Consider the following 19,458-nt stretch of genomic DNA (forward strand, 5'->3'; position numbering starts at 1 on the left):
GGCGCAATCCGTGCGACTGCGATGATGCCACAGCCGAAGGCTCCGGCACCAACCACCACAACGATACTGGCCGGGTCGTCCACGGCGCAAAGAAGAATGAGATACTCCAGTCTCCGAGGAGAGCCAGAGCCGCCCGTCGAAGCGGCGGCCCGAAGGCGTGAGGAGACCTGTCGACGTGAGCAGCAGGCCGACCCGAGGCGCTGCTCGCCTCGCCGCGATACTCGACGCACTGCCCGACCCACTGCTGCTGGTGAACTCCAACGGCACCGTGGTCGACGCCAACAAGGCGGCCGTGGAGAGCCTGCAGGCGCCCGGCACCTCGCTGGTCGGACGGGGAGTGCTGGACCTGCTGCCGGAGTTCGACCCCAGCCGAATCCCCGGTTCGATGCGGCCCCCGGCGAGCGAGACCGAAAGCCTGGAACTACCACCGGTCCGGATGACCGCCCGGCGCACCGACGGCACCACCTTCGCCGTCGAGGTGTCCGGGAACGACTTCAAGGACGAGGGCGGCGGGGAGGCGCACGGCTTCCTGTCCTTCGCCACCACCGACCAGGACCTGCTGCTGCTCCTGGTCCGCGACCTGTCGACGCGCCTCGGCGTGGAGTCCGAACTGCGGCGCCAGCACAAGCAGACCGAGATGATCCTGCGGGCCGCCGCCGAAGGTGTCCTCGGCGTCGACCTGGAGGGCCGCGTGGTGCTGGTCAACCCGGCCGCCGCGCACATCCTCGACTTCCGGGCCAGCGAGCTCGGCGGCCGCGAACTGCACCCGCTGATCCAGCACTCCCAGCCCGACGGCAGCCCGCTGGCCGCCGAGAGCTCGGCGCTGATGGACACCCTGCACTCCGGCCGCAAGCACCGGATCCGCAACACCGTGCTGTGGCGCAAGGACGGCAGCCCCGTCACCGTCGACCTGACCACCGCCCCGGTCCGGGACGGCGAACAACTCGTCGGCGCGGTCATGACGTTCACCGACCGCACCCACGAACTCGCCCTCACCGCACGCAACGAGCACCTCACCGCCGTCCTGGAGTCCGAACTCGGCGGCGCGCTCGGCGCGCTGCACCGCCGGATCGACCAGCTCGCCGCCGACCCCGCCGGACAGCTCTGGCCCGAGGCCAACTGGACGCTGCGCCGGCTCGCCGACGAGTGCCGCCGCTTCGGCCGGCTCATCGAGGGCGTGCTCGAACACCAGCGCTTCGAGGCCGCCGCCGACCGCGGCAAGGCCGCGCTGGACCGCGAACGGATCGGCCTGGACGAGGTCGTGCAACTGGCCGTCGAGCGGGCCGGCGACCTGGTCGGCCCCGGCCGGGTCCGCTACTCGGTGCACGCCGCCGCCGTGAAGGTGCTCGCCGACCGCGAACGCCTCGCCCAGGCGCTCGGCCACTTGGTCGCCGACGTCAGCGGCGTCACCCCCGTGCCCGAACCCGCCCACGCCGAGGGCGAACCCGCCCCCGTCGGCGGGGCGTTCGGCGAGCCCGCGCCCGACGGCGCGCAGCCGCCGATGGTGGTGCTGGCCGCCGCCCAGCGCGGCCAGGTCGCCCGGATCGAGGTGCGCGGCCCCGCCCGCAGCTCCAGCGCCGTCCACCTGCCGATCGCCCGCGCCGCCGTCCAGCGGCACGGCGGCGTCCTGCAGCGGCACGACCTGCCCGGCGGCGCCGGCGCCACCTACGTGGTGGAACTGCCGATCGACCCCGACGGCGGCGACGGCGGCACCCCCGACAAGCAGCAGCACGTCCCCAAGGACTCCGACACCGCGATGCTGCCCGACCTCCCCGGGCAGCCCGCCGCGGCCGCATCGCGGCCGGACGCCGACACGGCGTCAGAGCCCGAGCCCGTCAAGGAGGCCGGCCCCGCCACCGCGCGGGCCGACGACACCCAGGGCTCCGGCCGCCGCCGGGCCCGCCCCGCCCGCGAGGACGACACCGCGGGCGGCCGGCCCGCCCCCGGCACGCCGATCGCACTCGGACCCGGGCCGTCCGCCGGCGAGACCGCCGACGGCGACAGCGAACGCCGGACCGCCGAGCCGCCCGCCCCCACCGGCCGGCGCGCCCGCCGGGCCGCCGCGCAGCAGGACAGCTCGCCGGCCCTGCACCTGCCGGGCGTCCCGGACGCGGGCACGCCCGTCTACCCCGGCCTGGAGAACGCGCTCCCCGCCACCCCGCCCGAACCCGTCGCCCCCGCCGCGCAGCCCACCGGGCGGCGCCGCCGGCTGGCCCTGCCCGCCGACACCGCGGAGAGCGCGGAAGAGGTGACGACGGTGCTGCCGCCCGTCCCCGCCGCCGAGCCCGAACCGTCCACCGCGCTGGCCGTCGCCCGGCCCGCCGCGCCCGCCGTCCCCCCGATGCCGCCCGCGCCGCCGGCCGGGCCCGACGGGGGCCAGCCGCAGCCGGTCGGCAGTGGACTTGGCGAACTCGTCCCGCCGCGCCCGATGGGCGGCTTCCAGGCCGCCTTCCCGGGCGCGTTCCCGCCGCCCGGAACGCCGCAGCAGGCCGAACTGCCCGCCGCCCAGAGCCCGGCCGCCAACGGGCAGCCCGTGCCCGCCGGTTCGGGCGAGAACGGCGGCGCCCCGGCGCTGCCCGCCGGGGCCGGCGCCGTCGAGGGCCGCACACCGCCCCGGCCGATCGCCGAACTCGCCCCCGCCCCGGCCAGGGAGTTCGACGGCCCCCGGCCGCTGCTGGTGTGGCCCGAACCCGACCCGTCCACCCGCGGCGCGCTGGAGAACCGGGGCTTCCGCCCGGTCGTCGTGGCCTCCCGCGAGGAGGTCGACGCGCAGGTGCCGCAGACGCCCGCCGCGCTGTTCGTCGACCCGCTGACCGGACCGATCACCCGCACCGCCCTGCAGTCGCTGCGCACCGCCGCGCTGGCCGGACGGATCCCCGTCCTGCTGGCCGCCGGACTCGGCCAGGCCACCCGGGACGCCGCCTACGGGGCCGACCCCGCCGTCCTGCTGCGCGCCCTGGCCCCCCGCGACGGCGAGAACCACGCCGCCCGGGTGCTGCTGGTGGAGTCCGACCCGGAGGTGGCCGCCGCCCTGGTCGCCAGCCTGGAACGGCGCGGCATGCAGGTCGAGCACGCCGCCGACGAGAACGAGGCGGTGGCCCGGGCCAGCAGCATCCAGCCGAACCTGGTGGTGCTGGACCTCCAGCGGATCGAACAGCGCAACCACGGCCTGCTGGACTGGCTGCGCGCCAACGACCGCCTGCACCGCACCCCGCTGGTGGTGTACACCTCCGCCGACCTGGACCCGCAGGCCCGCGCCGGACTCCGCACCGGCGCGAACGTGCTGTTCCTCGCCGAGCGCTCCACCACCGACGACGTCCAGGGCCGGATCGTCGAACTGCTGGCCCGGGTCGGCTCGTTGGGGCAGGTCGCCACGGCCGCCTCGTTCTGACCTCCCGTCAGGCTCCGGCGCCCTCCGCCTGACCGGCCCGCGGCAAGCGGGCCACCAGGCGGGCGCCGACCGGGGACGGCTCGACGGTCAGGGTGCCGCCGTGGTGCCCGGCGAGGTCCCGGGCTATCGCCAACCCGAGCCCGGCGCCGCCGAGTTCGCGGCTGCGCGCATCGTCGAGCCGGGTGAACCGCTCGAACACCCGCTCCCGGTCGCCCGCCGGGATGCCCGGCCCGTCGTCGCGCACCTCCAGCACCACCAGGCCGCCGCGGACGGCCAGTTCGACCTCCACCCGGCCCGCCGCGAAGCGCTGGGCGTTGTCGACCAGGTTGGTGAGCAGCCGGGTCAGCCAGGTGCGATTGCCCGACACCGTCACCCCGGCGGCGAGTCGGGCCGCGACCGGCACCCGGTCGGCGGTCCGGGCGGCCAGGGCGGCGGCGAACAGGGCCTCCAGGTCGAGGAGTTCGACCGCGACCGGATCCGCGGCGTCCAGCCGGGCGAGCAGCAGCAGATCCGCCGCCAGGTCCTGCAGCCGGACGGTGTCCTCCAGCGCGTCGGCGAGCAGTTCGGGCCACAGCTCCGGATCGGGATGCGCCAGCGCCACCTCCAGCTGGGTGCGCAACACCGCGATGGGGCTGCGCAGTTCGTGCGAGGCGTCGGCGATGAAACGGCGCTGCCGCAGGCCCGCGTCCTCCAGCCGGTCCAGGGTGGCGTTCACGGTGACGGCCAGCCGCGCCACCTCGTCCCCCGTGCGCGGGACGGGCACCCGGCGGTGCAGGTCGTGCCCGGTGATCTCGGCGACCTCGGCGCGGATCGCCTCCACCGGACGCAGCGCCCGGCCGGTGACCCGGCAGGTGACGGCCGCGACCAGCACCACCAGCCCCGGAACGCCGACCGCCAGCGCGGCGGCGGTGGTGTCCCGGGCCGCGTCCACGTCGCGCAGCGAGGCACTGGCGTGGACGGTGAGCGGCCCGTCCGGACCGGTCACGCTCATGGTGATCATTCGCTCCTCGTGCCCCTGGCCCCGCACGCCGGCCACCAACGACCGGTCGCCGGGCGCACGTTGGAACGGATGCCGCTCGGCCCCCGGAACGGTCGGAGCCGGGACGTCCGGCGCGGGGACGTCCGGGCCGGGGACGTCCGGGCCGGGGACGGCGGGGCCCGGGAGGTGCGGAACGGGCGGCTCGGCCGGGCGCGGCAACAGGTCCGGGGTGGCGGCGACCAGGTGCCCGTGCGCGTCCACCACCCAGACGGACGTCCCGCCGTGCGGCGCGAGGACCGGCGGCAGGTGCTCGACGGCCGCCGACTCGACGACCTTGCTCGCCTGCTCGACCGCGGCCTGCTGCGCGGTGCGGAGCAGGTTGGCGTGCAGCACCGCGAGCAGCGCGACCGAACTGCCGCCCAGCGCCAGCGTCACCACGGCGGTGGCGGCGAAGGTGGCGCGGGCCCGGACCGAACGCGGCACCAGCCGCCGGGGCTCCTTCGGCAGCAGGCGGTGCAGGCGGCCGGGCCCGGGCGGGGGCAGGCGGCGCAGGTGGCGCACCTTGCGCAGGTGGTGCAGGTGGCGCAGGTGGCGGCGCAGGTCAGCCACCGTCCACCGCCAGCCGGTAGCCCGCGCCGCGGACGGTGCCGACGGCGGCGCGGCCGAACGGGGCGTCGATCTTGCGGCGCAGCGCGCTGATGTGGACCTCGACGATGTTCGGGTCTCCGTCGTACGCCGAGTCCCAGACCCGCTCCAGGATCTCCCGCTTGGAGACCACCCCGCCGGACGCCCGGGCCAGGCACTCCAGCACGGCGAACTCCCGGGTGGTCAGCCGCACTTCGGCACCCGCGCGGGTGCAGGTGCGGCGGGCCGGGTCGATCGCCAGGTCGCCGAACTCCAGGGTCTGAGGCAGCCGCCGGCCGGTCCGGCGGACCAGGGCGCGCAGCCTGGCCACCAGCACCACGTACGAGAACGGCTTGGACAGGAAGTCGTCCGCGCCGGTGTCCAGCGCCTCGGCCTCGTCGAGCTCGCCGTCCTTCGCGGTGAGCATCAGGATCGGGGTGTCGTCGCCCGCGGCCCGCAGCCGGGCGCAGACCCGGTAGCCGTTCAGGAGCGGCAGCATGATGTCGAGCACGATCACGTCGTAGTCGTGCTCGGTGGCCAGCCAGAGGCCTTCCTCGCCGTCGTGGGCCAGGTCGACCGCGAACCCCTCGGCCCGCAGCCCGCGTTGCAGGGCGGCGGCGAGCCGCCGTTCGTCCTCGACCACCAGTACGCGCATGGGACCAGCGTGGCAGGCGTCGCGCCCGGCGGCGGGGCGGCTTCAGCCTGGCTTCAGGCGGGGCGCGGCAAGCTGGGCGCCCGGCCGGCGGGAGGATCCCGGCCGGGCCGTCGAGGGGAGTTGTGCAGATGTCCGAACCGCAGTCGCCGGAGCCGTCCGAGCCTGGGGCGTCCTCGCCCGGGGCGTCCGAGCCCGCGGCCTTCAAGCGCGAGCCGTTCGAGCCCGGGGCCGAGAAGGTGACCGCCCCGACGTTCCGTCAGCGCTACGTCCGGCTGCCTGAGCGGTCGGGCCGCCGGTGGTTGCTGGGCGCCGCCGCCGTCCTGGTGGTGGGAGTCGCCGCCGGTGCCGGTGCGGTGGCCGCGCACCACCCGGACCGGGAGCGGCCGCCGTTCGCCCGGACGTTCGCCGGGCGCGCCCCGGACGCGCCCTGGGCGCCCGGCGTACCCGGTGCGCCCGACGGCCGGAAGGACCGCCACGGGGACGGCGGGCAGCGGGCCGGCGGGAAGGCCGGGCACCGCGGGCCGAGGGCGGCACGGACGCGCTGCCCGGCAGCGGGGCACTCGCGCCGGCCCGGTGCCCTCCGTCCCGGCCGACCAGGCGCTGGCCAAGGCCGTGGGCGCGGTGCCCGGCGGCAAGGTCGACGCCCTCTCGGTGGTCGGCCGGCAGGGCGGCGGCAGCTCCTGGGCCGTCGAGGTGCTCGGCGCCGACGGGGTGCGCCACCTGGTGACGGTGGACGGCACCGACGGCTCGATCACCGGCAACACCACGAACGGCCGCTGACCGTCCGGCACCGGAAGGGCCCCGCCGCGCAGTCGCGGCGGGGCCCTTCCAGTGTCTCGTTGCTCCGGTACGGATCCGGGTCAGTGGTAGGCGTGCACGACGGCGTGGCCGAGGCCGCGGCCGATCAGCCAGCGGTTGACCGGCACGGTCACGACGAACGCCAGCACCAGCGAGGCCGCCAGCGACACCCAGAACAGCAACTGGCCCAGCCCGGCGTTCATCGCGCCCGGGACGGCGACCATCACGCCGTTGTCGATCAGCTCCATCACCAGGATCGACACGGTGTCGGCGGCCAGCGCGACCTTCAGCGCGGCGCCGACGCTCAGGCCCGCCTTCAGCACGCCGCGCGCGGTCAGCGCGTAGCCGAAGACGAACGCCAGGGCGATCGACAGTGCCACGGTCGCGCCGTTGTGCAGGCCGAAGCCGACGCCGATGACCTGGCCGAGCACCTCGCCGATGGCACAGCCGGTGAGGCAGTGCAGGGTCGCCTGGGCGGCGGTGCGCCAACTGCTGCCGCCACCGTGGCTGTGGTGGCCGTGGTGTGCGCCGTGCTGGTGCCCGGCGTGCTGCTCGTGGTGCCCGGTGTGCTGTGCGTGCTCGTCGTGCGACGCGTGCTCGTCGTGCGACGCGTGCTGGTCGTGCGAGCCGTGCTGCTCGTGGGCCGTGCGGTGGGCGGTGTGGTCGTGGTGTCCGTGGTGCTGGTGGCTCTCGTGACCCTCGTGACCCTGGTGTCCCTCGTGGCCGGAGTGCTCGGTGTGCGGCTCCATGGTGGCCCCTCCCTGGTCCGGTGCGTTCCGGCAAGCCTGAACGCTATACCCCCTATGGGTATTCCCCCAGGCTTTTCGGACCTTCACTCCGGAGCGGAGGGGCCGCCGCGGTCACCCCTTGCCGAGCACCGTCACATCCAGCCGCTCGGCGGCGTAGTCGGCCCGGATCACCTTCTTGTCGAACTTGCCCACCGAGGTCTTCGGCACCGACTCGATCAGCGCCCAGCGCTCCGGCAGCTGCCAGGAGGCGACCCGCTCGGCCAGGAAGGCCCGCAGCTCGGGCAGGCCGGCGGTGGCGCCGGGCCGCAGCACCACGGTGGCCAGCGGGCGCTCGCCCCACTTCTCGTCCGGGACGGCGACCACGGCGGCCTCGGCCACCTCGGGGTGGGCCATCAGGATGTTCTCCAGGGCCACCGAACTGATCCACTCCCCACCGGACTTGATGACGTCCTTGGCCCGGTCGGTGAGGGTCAGGTAGCCGTCGGCGGTGATGGTGCCGACGTCGCCGGTGCGCAGCCAGCCGTCGGGGCTGAACTTGTCCTCGGGGCGCTCCGCCTCGGCGTTCGCGCCGCCGAAGTAGGCCGCGGCGATCCACGGGCCGCGCACCTCCAGCTCGCCCTCGGCGACGCCGTCGTGCGGCATCGCCTCGCCGCCGGGGCCGATCAGCCGGGCCTGCACGGAGGCGGGGAAGACGCCCTGGGTGACGCGGTAGACCCACTCGTCCTCGCCGGTGACGCCGGCCGGCGGGTGGGCGACGGTGCCGAGCGGGGAGGTCTCGGTCATGCCCCAGGCGTGGATGACCCGGATGCCGTGCCGCTCCTCGAAGGCCTTCATCAGCGAGGGCGGGCAGGCCGAGCCGCCGATCACCACGGTCTCCAGCGTGGAGGTGTCGTAGTCGCCGGCGTCCAGCTCGTCCAGCAGGCCGGTCCAGATGGTCGGGACGGCGGCGCCGAAGGTCGGCTTGATCCGGTCGATCATCGTGGCCAGCGGCTTGGGCTGGAGGAAGCGGTCCGGCATCAGCAGGCTCGCGCCGGTCATGAACGCCGCGTGCGGGATGCCCCAGGCGTTCACGTGGAACATCGGGACGACCGGCAGCACGGTGTCACGGGCGGTGAGGCCGAAGCTGGAGGCGGCGATGATCTGCATCGAGTGCAGGTAGATCGACCGGTGGCTGTACACCACGCCCTTGGGGTCGCCGGTGGTGCCGGAGGTGTAGCAGAGCGCGGCGGCCTGCTTCTCGTCGATGTCGGTCTGCCACGGGTAGTCGGTCGGGCGGCCCGCGATCAGCGTCTCGTAGTCGTGCACCGTCCCGCCGAAACCGGCCAGCGCGGCCGGGTCGTACGGGCCGGCCACCACGATGTGCCGGACGGTGTCGGCCAGCTGCGGCAGGACGGCGGCGAGCAGCGGCAGCACCGAGCCGTTGACGATCACCACGCGGTCGGCGGCGTGCTTCACGATGTAGGCCAGCTGGTGGGCGGGCAGCCGCAGGTTCAGCGTGTGCAGCACCGCACCCATGGACGGTATCGCCAGGTACGCCTCCTGGTGCTCCGTGTTGTTCCACATCAGGGTGCCGACGGCCTCGCCCTGGGCGACGCCGAACTCCTCGCGCAGCGCGTGCGCGAGCTGCGCGGCGCGGGCGCCGATCTCGGCGAAGGTCCGGACGACCGGGCCGTCCTCGGTCCAGGTGGTGACGGTCGACCGCCCGTGAATGGTGGACCCGTGCTGCAGAATCCGGGCGACGGTGAGCGGAACGTCCTGCATCGTGCTGTACACCAGGGGTCCTCCTTGACCGACCGGCGGATTGTTACCCGCAGGTAGTAGGCGATGTCCTCGATTGTTTCCCCGGTGCCCCCGCGCTGTCAGTAGCCGCAACCGAGATGAGACCGAGGCGATCCGCCGCGTGTCCGTCCATGTTCGGCGGGTGGCCGAAAACCGCGACCCGGGGCCGCCGACGAGGGCCCGCGGAAAGCGCTTGCCCTCGGCCGCCGGACGGTCGGCGGTCCCGCGCCGCGTCCACGCCCGGGCGGTAACCGTCTTTGACCAACCACACTCCTTACGACACACTCGATCTCATGCCAGGCACCTCCCTCACCGTCGAAAGCACCACTGAACTCCCCGCCATCGCCTCGGTTTCCAAGGTCCAGAGCGGCTCCGGTCGGGCGCGGGCCAGCGGAATGCGACGACGGCTGGGCGGCGTGCCGGCACCGGTGCTGTGCGTGGTGTCGATGCTGGCGGTGCAGCTCGGCGTGGCGGCGTCCAAGCCGCTGTTCGGGGTGCTGGGAGTGGCCGGCGCGACCTTCCTGCGGATCTCCTTCGCCGCCGTCGTCCTGCTCGCCTTCACCCGCCCCCGGCTGCGCGGCCGCAGCCGGCGCGACCTGGCGATGGCCGGACTGCTCGGCGTCGCCTCGGCCGGCATGACCCTGCTGTTCGCCGCCGCCGTCGACCGGCTCCCGATGGGCACCGCCGCCACCATCGAGTTCCTCGGCCCGCTCGCCGTCGCACTGGTCTTCGCCCGGCGCGCCGGACACGTGCTGTGGGCGATGCTGGCCGCCGGCGGCGTCGTCCTGCTGACCCTGTTCGGCCACGGCGAGTCCGGCGCCGGACTGGACCCGGTCGGTCTGGCCTGCGCGTTCGGCGCGGCCGCCTGCTACTCCGGCTACATCCTGTTCACCGACAAGGTCGGCGCGGCCTTCCGCGGCTTCGAGGGCCTGGCGGTCTCCTTCACCGTCGGCACCGTGGTGCTCGCCCCGTTCGGCGCCGCCGAGGCGCTGCACGGCCTGGCCGGCTCGTCCTCCCCCGCCCTGCTGCTGCTCGCCGTCGCCGGCGTCGCCCTGCTCTTCCCGGTGCTCCCGTACGCGCTGGAGATGGTCGCGCTGCGCCGGATGTCCCAGCGGGTGTTCAGCGTGATCGTCAGCCTGGACCCGGCGGTCAGCGCACTGGTCGGACTGGTGGTGCTCGGCCAGGTGCTGGGCCTGCCGCAGCTCTTCGGCATCTGCTGCGTGGTCGCCGCCAGCGTCGGGGCCACCCTCACCGCGCGGCGCTAGCCGGCCTGCGACACGCCTCGGGGGCGCGGTGGCGTTGCGGCCGCCGCGCCCCCGAGGGGTTCTGTCCGTCCGTGCGCCCCGAGGTGGGTGACCCTTTCCACTCCCGGGCGCCCCGGCGGTCCTGCCCGGACGGTCCGGCGCCCCCGCCGGTCCGTCCGTACCTCCCGCCGCGAGGTCAGCAGCGGTGGACCGGCGCGAGGCCGACGTCGACGTTGCCGCCGGTCCGGTCGGCGCGGACGGTACCGGCGCTGTCCGCCGTGCCGAGCGTGTGGTTCCGGTTCCACGCACCGGCCCCGGCAGCCGCACCGCTGTCCGCGGCCGGGCGGGGGGTGCGCAAGCGCGCCATAGTCTCCTCCGTGCTGCTGGTTTCCACTGATGAATTTCCGACGTCCGGCCGGACGGGGACCGGGGCTGCGCTGCCGAGGAACAGAATTCCGCAACAAATCGACAAAGCACCAGCGCCGCCGGGCCATTTCCCCCATTCGCGTGACATCCCGGCCCGTTCCCACGACCCCGCCCCGCGACCCGATCGCCGCCTCTGACCTGGCCTTTCAGGCGAAATCCGGCACCCTCCGCGGGCCCTCGGATTCCGGCGGGTCGGGCCACCGCCCGACAGGAAGCCGTTCGAATGTCGATTTCCGGCCACTGCCGGAAAGGGCGGAAATCCGATCGGAATCCGGAACGATCCTCAGATCATCTTTCCCGGATTGAGCAGGCCCAGCGGGTCGAACACCGCCTTGATCTGCCGCTGCAGCTCCAGCCCGACCGGCCCCAGCTCGCGGGCCAGCCACTCGCGCTTCAACAGCCCGATGCCGTGCTCGCCCGTCACCGTGCCGCCCAGCTCCAGACCGAGCGCCATGATCTCGTCGAAGGAGACCCGGGCCCGCTCGACCTGCTCCGGATCCTGGGCGTCGAAGATCACCACGGGGTGGGTGTTGCCGTCGCCCGCGTGCGCGACCACGCCGATGGTCAGGCCGTGCCGGTCGGAGATCTCCGCGACACCGTTCAGCATCGCGGCCAGCGCACTGCGCGGCACCGCCACGTCGTCGATCATCGTGGTGCCCATGCGCTCCAGCGCGGGCAGCGCCAGCCGGCGCGCCTGGAGCAGCAGTTCGGACTCCGCGCGGTCCTCGGCCGGCACCACCCCGGTCGCCCCGGCGGCCGTGCACAGCTCGCCGACCGCGGCCAGCCGGTCGTGCTGGTCCGGCCCGTCGAAGGCCACCAGCAGCAGCGCCCGGGTCGACTCCGGCAGGCCCATCCGCGTCATCTCGTTGACCGCGCGGACGGTGGTGGCGTCCATCAGCTCCATCAGCGAGGGCGTGAACCCGGCGGCCATCACCTCGCACACCGCCCGCCCGGCGGCGTCCACCGAGTCGAACTCCGCCGCCAGCACCAGCTGCGGGCCCGGCGCGGGACGCAGCGCGAGCACCGCCTCCACCACCACGCCGAGCGTGCCCTCCGAGCCGACCAGCAGCCGGGTCAGGTCGTAGCCGGCCACGCCCTTGGCGGTGCGGCGGCCGGTGCGCAGCAGCCGGCCGTCGGCCAGCACCACGTCCAGGCCGAGCACGTACTCGCTGGTCACCCCGTACTTCACGCAGCACAGGCCGCCGGCGCCGGTGCCGATGTTGCCGCCGATGGTGCAGGACTCCCAGCTCGACGGGTCCGGCGGGTAGGCCAGCTGCTGGGCCTCGGCGGCGCGTGACAGTTCGGCGTTGACCACGCCCGGCTGCACCACCGCGATCCGTTCGACCGGGTCGAGGTGCAGGATCCGGTTCATCCGGGTCATCGAGAGCAGGATGCAGCCGTCGACGGCGTTCGCACCGCCCGACAGGCCGGTGCGCGCGCCCTGCGGCACCACCGGGATCCGCAGCTCGGTCGCGGTCCGCATCACGAACTGCACCTGCTCGACCGTCTCCGGGAACACCAGTACCGCCGGCTCGCCCGCGTCGCAGAACCCCGCCATGTCGCGCGCGTACGCGCCCGTGACGTCCGGGTCCACCGCGACCGCGCCGTCCGGCAGGCCCCGCTGCAGCCGCTCCACCAACTCACCCACGACAACCTCCACTCGTCCCGCCCGCACTCTCCTCCCCCACCCCGCGCCGGGCAACCGCCACCGCGTTGTCGGCCCGCTCCGGCACCCTGGTACCCATGCGCGCACCCCGCATCCACTGCCCCGCCTGCGACCGCCCGGTGGCCCTCATGCCCACCCGCCGCACCGGCTACGGCGTCATCCACGACCACAAGCGCGACCGCCGCTCCCTCGTCCTCTGCGACGGCAGCATGCGCCAACTCCCCCTCGCCGAAGCCACCCTCTGGCAGGACACCCTCCCGGGCCTCCCCGCCCCGGACGGGCCGCCGACGCTGTTCTGACGCCCCGCCAGGTCAGGACTGTTCACTCCGGGACGCCACCGGTAGCGTCCCGGGGCGACGGTTCGTCCTGGGGGGGCACGACATGGCGTACGACGGCACGCGGTTCCAGTACCTGGAGTCGATCGACTCGACCCGAACGGCATGGGCCGGACCGGGGCGGCGCGGCGAGGGCCCGGCCGAGGAACTGCAGATCTTCACCGAGGTGCTGATGACGCTGGCGCTCGGCCGCGACGTCGTCGTCCCCCAGTCGTACGCCTTCGACTCGTTCGGGTTCCAGCGGGTCGCGGCCGCCGTCCTGCGGGCCAGGGACAGCGCCACCGCGGGCGAACACCCGTTCCGGCCCCACCTGTTCGGAGCGCACTCGTACGAGGAGGCGGTGGCCGGCATCCTCGCCCGGACCGTCGACCCGGCGAACCCGTTCCTGAGCTGCCTGCTGCCCGAACTCAACGACCCCGCGGCGTACGGCCTCGACCCCGGCGACGTGCGGGAGCAGGCCGCCGACTTCGACCGGCTGCTGAACGCCGAATGGCTCGGGCCGGAGCGGGCCGACGGACTCGCCCTGGTCCGCGACGAGTTCCGGCACCTCCCCCGGGTCGCGGCCCGGCCGCCGGCCCGGCTGTACAGCCTCGGCGAGCTGGTGGTCTCCGCCGTCGACGAGACCTCCCCGATGGGACGCGCCGTGGCGGACCTGCCCGAGCCGTACCGCGAGGTGCACGCCACCCTGGCCGCCGCGATCCGCCGCCTCGGCACCGACCGGCCGCAGGCCTTCCACCACCGCAGCCGGCTGCGGCTCCCCCTGCCCTGGCCGGGCGACCCCGCCGGCCGCACCCCCGAGGAGATCGCCGGCGGGCCGGAGCCCCTCGGCCTGCTGGTGGAGTTCGTCGACACCCTCTACAACCTGACCGTGGCGGACTCGATAGGAATCGCCGACACCACGCTCAGCACCGGCCTCGGCCGCGACAGCGACCGCCTCGCCGCCCGCGCCCTCGCCCAGGAACTCGCCCTCGCCCAGTACCGCACCCGCGCCCACCCCGCCGAACGGATCGCGCCCGCCGTGGGCGACACCGGCACCGAGCCGCTGTTCGAGGTGAAGGTCGACGCGGCGGTCGGTCTCGCCGACGAGCGGGTCCAGGCCCGGATGGCCGCCCTGCGCACCGCCGCCACCGACGCGGTCGGCGCTCTGCTGCAGGCCCGCGCCGAACGCGGCCGCGCCGCCAAGTCCCCGTTCTGGCAGGGCCTGGAGCGGCTGCACACCGCCGAGGACCCGCTCTCCGCCCGCAAGGCGCTGGACGCCCACCTGGCCCGGGTCGCCGCCGTCCTCGGCGACCGCACGGGGCTGGCCCCCATCGGCGGGCTGGCCGTCGAACTGGTGCTGACCGCGACCGGCGCGGTCGGACCCGCCCTGGCCACCGAGGTGTGGAAACTGCCCGGCCTGGTCGGCTACCCGGCGATGGCGGCCGGCGCGGTCGGCAATGTCCTGTACCGCAAGGGGAAGGACAGTGTGGCGCGCCGGCTCTCCACCCGACGGCTGGCCTGCGCGCTGGGACGAATCGTCGATGTGAGGAGCTGACCATGACCGACCCCGAGCACCCGGACGCCATCCGCCGCACCCGGGAGGTCCTCGCGTACCGCAACCGCTACATCGACGTCTACGACGACGAAGTCGCCTTCCCGAGCGGGTCCGCCGGGAACTACCTGCGGATCCAGGCCCGCGACGAGGGGCTCGGCGTGGTGATCGTCCCCGTCCACGACCAGTTCGTCGGACTGGTCCGCACCTACCGCTACCCGCTCGGCCGGCCCCAGTGGGGCCTGCCCCGCGGCTTCTCCCAGAGCCCCGACCCGCTGGTCACCGCACGGGCCGAACTGCACGAAGAACTCGGCGTCCCCGACGCCGAGTTCCACCTCCTCGGCACCATGACCCCCGACTCCAGCCTGCTCGGCACCACCGTCGCCGTCGTCCACGCCGCCGTCCCCGCCCTCCCCGGCTCCGCGCCCCTCGACCTCGACGAAGTCACCGGAACCCGCTGGCTCCCCCTCCCCGACCTCCCGCGCTGGATCACCACCGGCCACCTCGACGACGGCATGACCCTCGCCGCCCTCACCCTCGCCCGGGCCCACGGCCGCCTCCCCTGACGATGCGGCCGGCAGCCGTCCCTGACGCATCGTCACAGTCGCCGGACACGGCGACGGCCCCTGACCAGAAGCACTGGTCAGGGGCCGTTGTCAGGCGCGGAGGGTGTGGGATTTGAACCCACGGTGGCGCGAAGCCACGACAGTTTTCAAGACTGGTCCCTTAGGCCGCTCGGGCAACCCTCCTGGGCGGAGGCCAGCCTAACGGGTCGGGGCGGGTTCGGTGCACACCGTTTCGGTGGGGTGGGTCAGTTGTCGCCCTTGCGTTCGCCGAGGGTGACGGTGGTCTTGGCGGCCTTGCCGTCGCGGGTGTACTCGACCTCGACCTTCTCGCCGGGCTTGTGGGTCCAGATCTCGCTGACCAGGGTCGGGCCGCTGTCGATGGAGATGCCGCCGAGCTTGGTGATGACGTCGCCGGCCTTCAGGCCGGCCTGGTCGGCGGGGCCGCCCGGGGTGACGGCGGGGGTGTCGCGGACGGGGGCGGTGGCGATCTGCGCGCCGTCGCCGCGGTAGTCGTCGTTGCGCAGGACGCCGAGGATCGCGTAGACGGGGGTGCCGTCCTTGATCAGGGTCTGGGCGACCCACTTGGCCTGGTTGATCGGGATGGCGAAGCCGAGGCCGATGGAGCCGGCCCGGCCGGTGCCGCTGGTGTTGGACTGGATCGCCGAGTTGATGCCGATGACCGAGCCGGAGCCGTCCAGCAGCGGACCGCCGGAGTTGCCCGGGTTGATCGAGGCGTCGGTCTGCAGGGCGTTCATGTACGAGGAGTTGGCGCCGGTCTCGTCGCCGGAGGCGACCGGGCGGTCCTTGGCCGAGATGATGCCGGTGGTGACGGTGCCTTCGAGGCCGTAGGGCGCGCCGATGGCGATGGTGGCGTCGCCGATGGCGACCTTGTCGGAGTCGCCGAGCGGCAGCGGGTTGAGCTTGTCCTTGGGCGGGTTGTCGAGGCGGATCACCGCGACGTCGTAGCCCTCGGCGCGGCCGACCACGGAGGCGTCGTAGCTGGAGCCGTCGGAGAACTTGACGCTGAGCTTGCCGCCCTTGGCGGCGGGCGCGACCACGTGGTTGTTGGTCAGGATGTGGCCCTCGGTGTCGAAGACGAACCCGGTGCCGGTGCCGGACTCGCTGGAGCCCGAGGCCTTGATGGTGACGGTGGACGGCAGCGCCTTGGCGGCGATCCCGGCGACGGACTCGGGCGCCCGGTCCAGGTTCTGGTGGGTGTTGCCGACGGCGACGGTGGTGCTGCTGTGGCTGCTGCCGCTGTTGCTGCTGCCGCCGCCGTTGTCGGAGACGGACGCCCCGATCGCGCCGCCGACCAGGCCGGCGACCAGCGCGACCGCGGCGACCAGCGCGACCAGCGAGCCGCGCTTGTTCTTTCCGGCCGGCGCGGGCGGCTGCGGCCCGGCCCACGGCGAGCCGGGTTCACCCGGTCCGCCGGCCGCGCCGCCGGACGGCTGGGCCCACCCGCCGACCGGGTGACCGGCGCCGAACGGGTGCTGCGCCTCCCCGGGAGCCCCGGCCGCCGACGCCCCGTCCTGCGCGTACGCCCCGGGCGCCCCGTCCTGCGCGTACGGCGCGGGCGGGACGGCCGGAACGACCGCGGTCGGCGCCTCGACGGCGGGCCGCGCGTACGGGCTGTTCGGGTCGGTGACGCTGCCGTACGGGTTCTGGAACGGCGGCGGCGCGTCGACGGCGGGGGCCGGGGCGGCCGCGGGCGCCGCCGGGACCTTCCCCAGTTGAATGGTGTGGTCCGCCTCGGGGGCGGCGGGCGCGGCCGGCAGCACCGGCGGCGGCGCATCGAGGTACGCGGGAGCGGAGGAGGCGGCGCCCGCCTCGGTGCCGGCGGCCTCGGGGGCCTTCTCCGGCGGGGTGGTACCACTCGCGTGCTCGGTGCTCACGGACGACCTCCATCGCTGACAGAACCTTGGGCTGTGCTCCGGGCCGCACGGGCGGGGCGGCCACAGCCTCGGAGCACAGTTTTTCCTATGCCGGATTCGGACACCGTAAGCGGCCCCCTGAAGAAATCATGAGAAGCCTTAAGCCTCTCCGACATGCCCGTCAGTGGTTCCGCGATGCGGACGCCGTTCCCCCCGGCCTTGGCGTTCCTCCGCCCGGCGGCTAGCCTTTCGCTCCTGTCAACGAAGAACGTCGCGGGAGCTTGGACCAGCCAGGCTGAGAGTGCGCCGGATCGACCGTAGGGCATGGCGGTGACGCCATCGCGGGCGAGGGGGCGCTGACCGCCGGAACCTGTCCGGGTAATGCCGGCGTAGGGAGTATCGGCCATGACGGCTGTTCCGTCTGCCCAAATTTCCGATCTTGAGACGGCCGCGCGGGCCGAGGCCCCGCTGACCCTCGACACCGCGCCCCCGCGCACCCTCGACTTCCGGGCGCTGTTCGCGCTCTGGGCCAACCTCGGGGTGAGCCTGATCGGCTTCACCAGCGCCGCGACGGTGCTCGGCAAGCAGGGCCACGAGCTGGGCTTCACCGCGGCCGTGACGGCGATCGTGGCGGGCACCGCGATCGGCACCGCGATGCTCGCGGTGGCCGCCCTGGTCGGCGCCCGCACCGGTGCGCCGGCCATGGCGGTGCTGCGCGGCCTGTTCGGCACCCGGCTCTCGTACGTGCCGACGGTGCTGAACATCCTGCAGTGCGTCGGCTGGGGCGTGTACGAGCTGACGGTGATCGCCTGGGGCGCCCAGACGGTGGCCGGCACCGAGGGCTGGCGCTGGCTGTTCGTGCTGCTGGCGGGCGTGCTGACGACGGTGCTGACGATCTGGCCGCTGGGCGCGATCGCGGTGCTGCGCAAGTACGTGGCGGTGGCGGTCGGCCTGGCGATGGTCTACTTCACCGTCCAGTTCGCCCGGCAGGGCTTCCCGGACCCGGGCGCGGGCAACTGGGACGGCTTCCTGTCGGCGACGGACGCGGTGATCGCGGTGTCGATCTCCTTCGTGCCGCTGGCCGCGGACTACACCCGGCACGCGCGCAGCTCGGCCAAGGCGTTCTGGGGCACCTTCTCCGGCTACACGGTGGCCCAGGTGTGGTGCTACGTGCTGGGCGTGGTGGCGCTGCTGCAGTCCGGCGGCGACCCGGACCGGATCCTGGGCTCGTTCACCGGCGTGGCCGCGGGCTGGGCGTTCCTGCTGGTGCTGGTGCTGCGCGAGTCCGACCAGTCGTTCGCGAACGTGTACTCGACCGCGATGTCGATCCACAACCTGTGGCCGAAGGTCGACCGGCGGGTGCTGACCGGCGGCATCGGCGTGCTGGTGACGGTGCTGGCGCTGCGGATCAAGGAGTTCACCGACTCGTACTACGCGTTCCTCGGCCTGATCGGGTCGGTGTTCGTGCCGCTGTTCGCGGTCCTGGCGGTGGACTACTTCCTGGGCGCCGGCCGGCGCGGCTGGAACCTGACGCAGGACGCCCCGGCCCGCTGGGTGATGCTGCTGCCGTGGGTGCTGGGCTTCGCGGTGTACCAGTTCCTGGCGCCGACGGCGGTGGCCGGCTGGTGGACCGAGCTGTGGACGAAGGCGCAGGAGGCGGTGCACTTCACCCCGCAGGCGTGGAGCTCGGCCTCGCTGTTCTCCTTCCTGGTCGCGGCGCTGGCGACCGGCGCGGTGACGGCCCTGGAGCGCCCGCGGGCCTGACGCCGCGTCACCCCGTCTGCGACGTCCCGGTGAGCCGTGTTCACCGGGACGTTGCCGTGCCGGAAGCGAGCCGTCATCCGGTGCCGCGTAGGGTGGTTGACGTGAACACCCAGCACAGCGCCTCGGCCTCGTCCTCCGCCCCGATCGACCGCTCGGCGGTCAAGGTGATCGCCCACCGCGGGTCCTCGGCGGCCCTGCCGGAGCACACCGAGGAGGCGTACCGGCGGGCGCTGGAGGAGGGCGCGGACGGGCTGGAGTGCGACGTCCGGGTCACCGCCGACGGGCAGTTGGTGTGCGTGCACGACCGCACGGTGCGCCGCGTCTCCGACGGCCGGGGCGTGGTGTCGACCATGACGCTGGCTCAGCTGTCCGAGCTGGACTTCGGTTCGTGGAAGCACCCCGAGCAGCCGCACCGCAGCTCGGTGCTGACGCTGGAGCGGCTGCTGGAGCTGGTCGCGGACGCCGGCCGGCGGGTCGAGCTGGCCATCGAGACCAAGCACCCGGTGCGGTACGCGGGCCGGGTGGAGTCCGAACTGCTGCGGATGCTGGACCGGTTCGGCCTGCTGCCGGCCGCGCCGGAGGAGTCCACGGTGCGGATCATGAGCTTCTCCGAGCTGGCCCTGCACCGGGTCCGCCGGGCCGCCCCGGCGGTGCCCCGGGTGTACCTGTGGGAGCGTCCGGTGCCGCTGCTGGGCCGGACCAGGGCGCTGCCGGGCGGCGCGTCGATCGCCGGCCCGGGCATCTCGCTGGTGCGCCGCGACCCGGGCGTGGTGAAGGCGCTGCGCCGGGCCGGGCACCGGGTGCACGTGTGGACGGTGGACCGGCCGGAGGACGTCGAGCTCTGCCTGGAGCTCGGGGTGGAGGCGCTGATCACCAACCGCCCGGCCGACGTGCTGGCCCAGTTGGGGCGCTGACGGCCGGTCCGGAGCGGGTGGCACGCGGGCCCCAATCGCGTGACATAAATACCGAACGGGGTATTTCCCGTTGCTCATTCGGACAAGCCCGCGGTCCGCGCGGAAGGTGAGACCCAGCTCACCTTTCGGCCTTCGGCCGTGCAGATGTCGTTAATGCCGCGAT

15 protein-coding genes and 1 tRNA gene are annotated in these 19,458 nt (G+C 74.3%); 8 read left to right on the forward strand and 8 right to left on the reverse strand.

The window, feature by feature from the left end:
* The first annotated feature begins 175 nt into the window (after positions 1-175).
* Positions 176-3,391, forward strand: a complete 3,216-nt coding sequence (locus KCH_RS17905) for a hybrid sensor histidine kinase/response regulator (protein WP_035864200.1) — start codon at positions 176-178, stop codon at positions 3,389-3,391.
* Positions 3,392-3,398: 7 nt separating this feature from the next.
* On the opposite strand, the gene KCH_RS17910 is transcribed toward KCH_RS17905, so the two are convergent.
* A complete protein-coding gene (locus KCH_RS17910) occupies positions 3,399-4,979 on the reverse strand; it encodes a sensor histidine kinase (protein WP_051653180.1) in 1,581 nt (526 codons plus the stop codon).
* Positions 4,972-5,649 (reverse strand): response regulator transcription factor, encoded by a 678-nt coding sequence (locus tag KCH_RS17915; protein ID WP_035864202.1) that lies wholly within the window; start codon positions 5,647-5,649, stop codon positions 4,972-4,974. The genes KCH_RS17910 and KCH_RS17915 overlap by 8 nt, the downstream gene beginning before the upstream one ends.
* 573 nt (positions 5,650-6,222) lie before the next feature.
* Here KCH_RS17915 and KCH_RS17920 point away from each other — a divergent pair.
* The gene (locus tag KCH_RS17920) at positions 6,223-6,429 is read left to right on the forward strand and encodes a PepSY domain-containing protein (protein WP_035864205.1); all 207 of its coding nucleotides are present in this window, start codon (positions 6,223-6,225) and stop codon (positions 6,427-6,429) included.
* Positions 6,430-6,509: 80 nt separating this feature from the next.
* Here KCH_RS17920 and KCH_RS44580 read toward each other — a convergent pair whose 3' ends face one another.
* Positions 6,510-6,911 carry a DUF4396 domain-containing protein gene (locus KCH_RS44580; protein ID WP_244305664.1) on the reverse strand — a complete coding sequence of 134 codons (402 nt, stop codon included), beginning with the start codon at positions 6,909-6,911 and terminating at the stop codon, positions 6,510-6,512.
* Between the two features lie 396 nt (positions 6,912-7,307).
* A complete protein-coding gene (locus tag KCH_RS17930; protein WP_035864206.1) occupies positions 7,308-8,969 on the reverse strand; it encodes a long-chain fatty acid--CoA ligase in 1,662 nt (553 codons plus the stop codon).
* A 299-nt stretch (positions 8,970-9,268) separates the two neighbouring features.
* Between KCH_RS17930 and KCH_RS17935 the strand changes: the two genes are divergently transcribed.
* On the forward strand, positions 9,269-10,240 hold the full coding sequence (locus tag KCH_RS17935) for an EamA family transporter (protein WP_157032093.1): 972 nt from the start codon (positions 9,269-9,271) through the stop codon (positions 10,238-10,240).
* A gap of 175 nt (positions 10,241-10,415) precedes the next feature.
* On the opposite strand, the gene KCH_RS41410 is transcribed toward KCH_RS17935, so the two are convergent.
* Positions 10,416-10,577 carry a hypothetical protein gene (locus KCH_RS41410; protein ID WP_167574076.1) on the reverse strand — a complete coding sequence of 54 codons (162 nt, stop codon included), beginning with the start codon at positions 10,575-10,577 and terminating at the stop codon, positions 10,416-10,418.
* A 351-nt stretch (positions 10,578-10,928) separates the two neighbouring features.
* Positions 10,929-12,293, reverse strand: coding sequence for an FAD-binding oxidoreductase (locus tag KCH_RS17940; protein WP_035864211.1), 1,365 nt, complete (start codon positions 12,291-12,293; stop codon positions 10,929-10,931).
* Positions 12,294-12,388: 95 nt separating this feature from the next.
* Here KCH_RS17940 and KCH_RS17945 point away from each other — a divergent pair, with 95 nt between their 5' ends.
* From KCH_RS17945 to KCH_RS17955, 3 genes are all read left to right on the forward strand, one after another.
* Complete coding sequence (locus KCH_RS17945; RefSeq protein ID WP_035864212.1) at positions 12,389-12,610, forward strand: hypothetical protein; 222 nt, start codon at positions 12,389-12,391, stop codon at positions 12,608-12,610.
* Positions 12,611-12,692: 82 nt separating this feature from the next.
* Positions 12,693-14,180: a hypothetical protein gene (locus KCH_RS17950; protein ID WP_035864214.1), complete on the forward strand. Its 1,488-nt coding sequence runs from the start codon at positions 12,693-12,695 to the stop codon at positions 14,178-14,180.
* Positions 14,181-14,182: 2 nt separating this feature from the next.
* Entirely contained in the window at positions 14,183-14,743 is a 561-nt protein-coding gene (locus KCH_RS17955) for an NUDIX hydrolase (protein WP_035864224.1), read from the forward strand.
* A 97-nt stretch (positions 14,744-14,840) separates the two neighbouring features.
* Here KCH_RS17955 and KCH_RS17960 read toward each other — a convergent pair.
* Positions 14,841-14,926: transfer RNA gene (locus KCH_RS17960), tRNA-Ser, on the reverse strand.
* Positions 14,927-14,988: 62 nt separating this feature from the next.
* Positions 14,989-16,638: a S1C family serine protease gene (locus KCH_RS17965; RefSeq protein ID WP_035864226.1), complete on the reverse strand. Its 1,650-nt coding sequence runs from the start codon at positions 16,636-16,638 to the stop codon at positions 14,989-14,991.
* Positions 16,639-17,022: 384 nt separating this feature from the next.
* Here KCH_RS17965 and KCH_RS17970 point away from each other — a divergent pair, with 384 nt between their 5' ends.
* Positions 17,023-18,381: a purine-cytosine permease family protein gene (locus KCH_RS17970; protein WP_035864228.1), complete on the forward strand. Its 1,359-nt coding sequence runs from the start codon at positions 17,023-17,025 to the stop codon at positions 18,379-18,381.
* Between the two features lie 101 nt (positions 18,382-18,482).
* Positions 18,483-19,295 (forward strand): glycerophosphodiester phosphodiesterase, encoded by an 813-nt coding sequence (locus KCH_RS17975; protein WP_084223708.1) that lies wholly within the window; start codon positions 18,483-18,485, stop codon positions 19,293-19,295.
* The last annotated feature ends 163 nt before the right edge of the window (positions 19,296-19,458 follow it).

The organism is Kitasatospora cheerisanensis KCTC 2395 (assembly GCF_000696185.1).
Lineage (GTDB): Bacteria > Actinomycetota > Actinomycetes > Streptomycetales > Streptomycetaceae > Kitasatospora > Kitasatospora cheerisanensis.

What these genes read in the sequence shown, in the direction of transcription:
- KCH_RS17935 (WP_157032093.1), top strand. Translation starts at nt 9,269, where the DNA reads ATGCCAGGCACCTCCCTCACCGTCGAAAGCACCACTGAACTCCCCGCC.
- KCH_RS17945 (WP_035864212.1), top strand. Translation starts at nt 12,389, where the DNA reads ATGCGCGCACCCCGCATCCACTGCCCCGCCTGCGACCGCCCGGTGGCC.
- KCH_RS17915 (WP_035864202.1), bottom strand. Translation starts at nt 5,649, where the DNA reads ATGCGCGTACTGGTGGTCGAGGACGAACGGCGGCTCGCCGCCGCCCTG.
- KCH_RS17955 (WP_035864224.1), top strand. Translation starts at nt 14,183, where the DNA reads ATGACCGACCCCGAGCACCCGGACGCCATCCGCCGCACCCGGGAGGTC.
- KCH_RS17970 (WP_035864228.1), top strand. Translation starts at nt 17,023, where the DNA reads ATGACGGCTGTTCCGTCTGCCCAAATTTCCGATCTTGAGACGGCCGCG.
- KCH_RS17950 (WP_035864214.1), top strand. Translation starts at nt 12,693, where the DNA reads ATGGCGTACGACGGCACGCGGTTCCAGTACCTGGAGTCGATCGACTCG.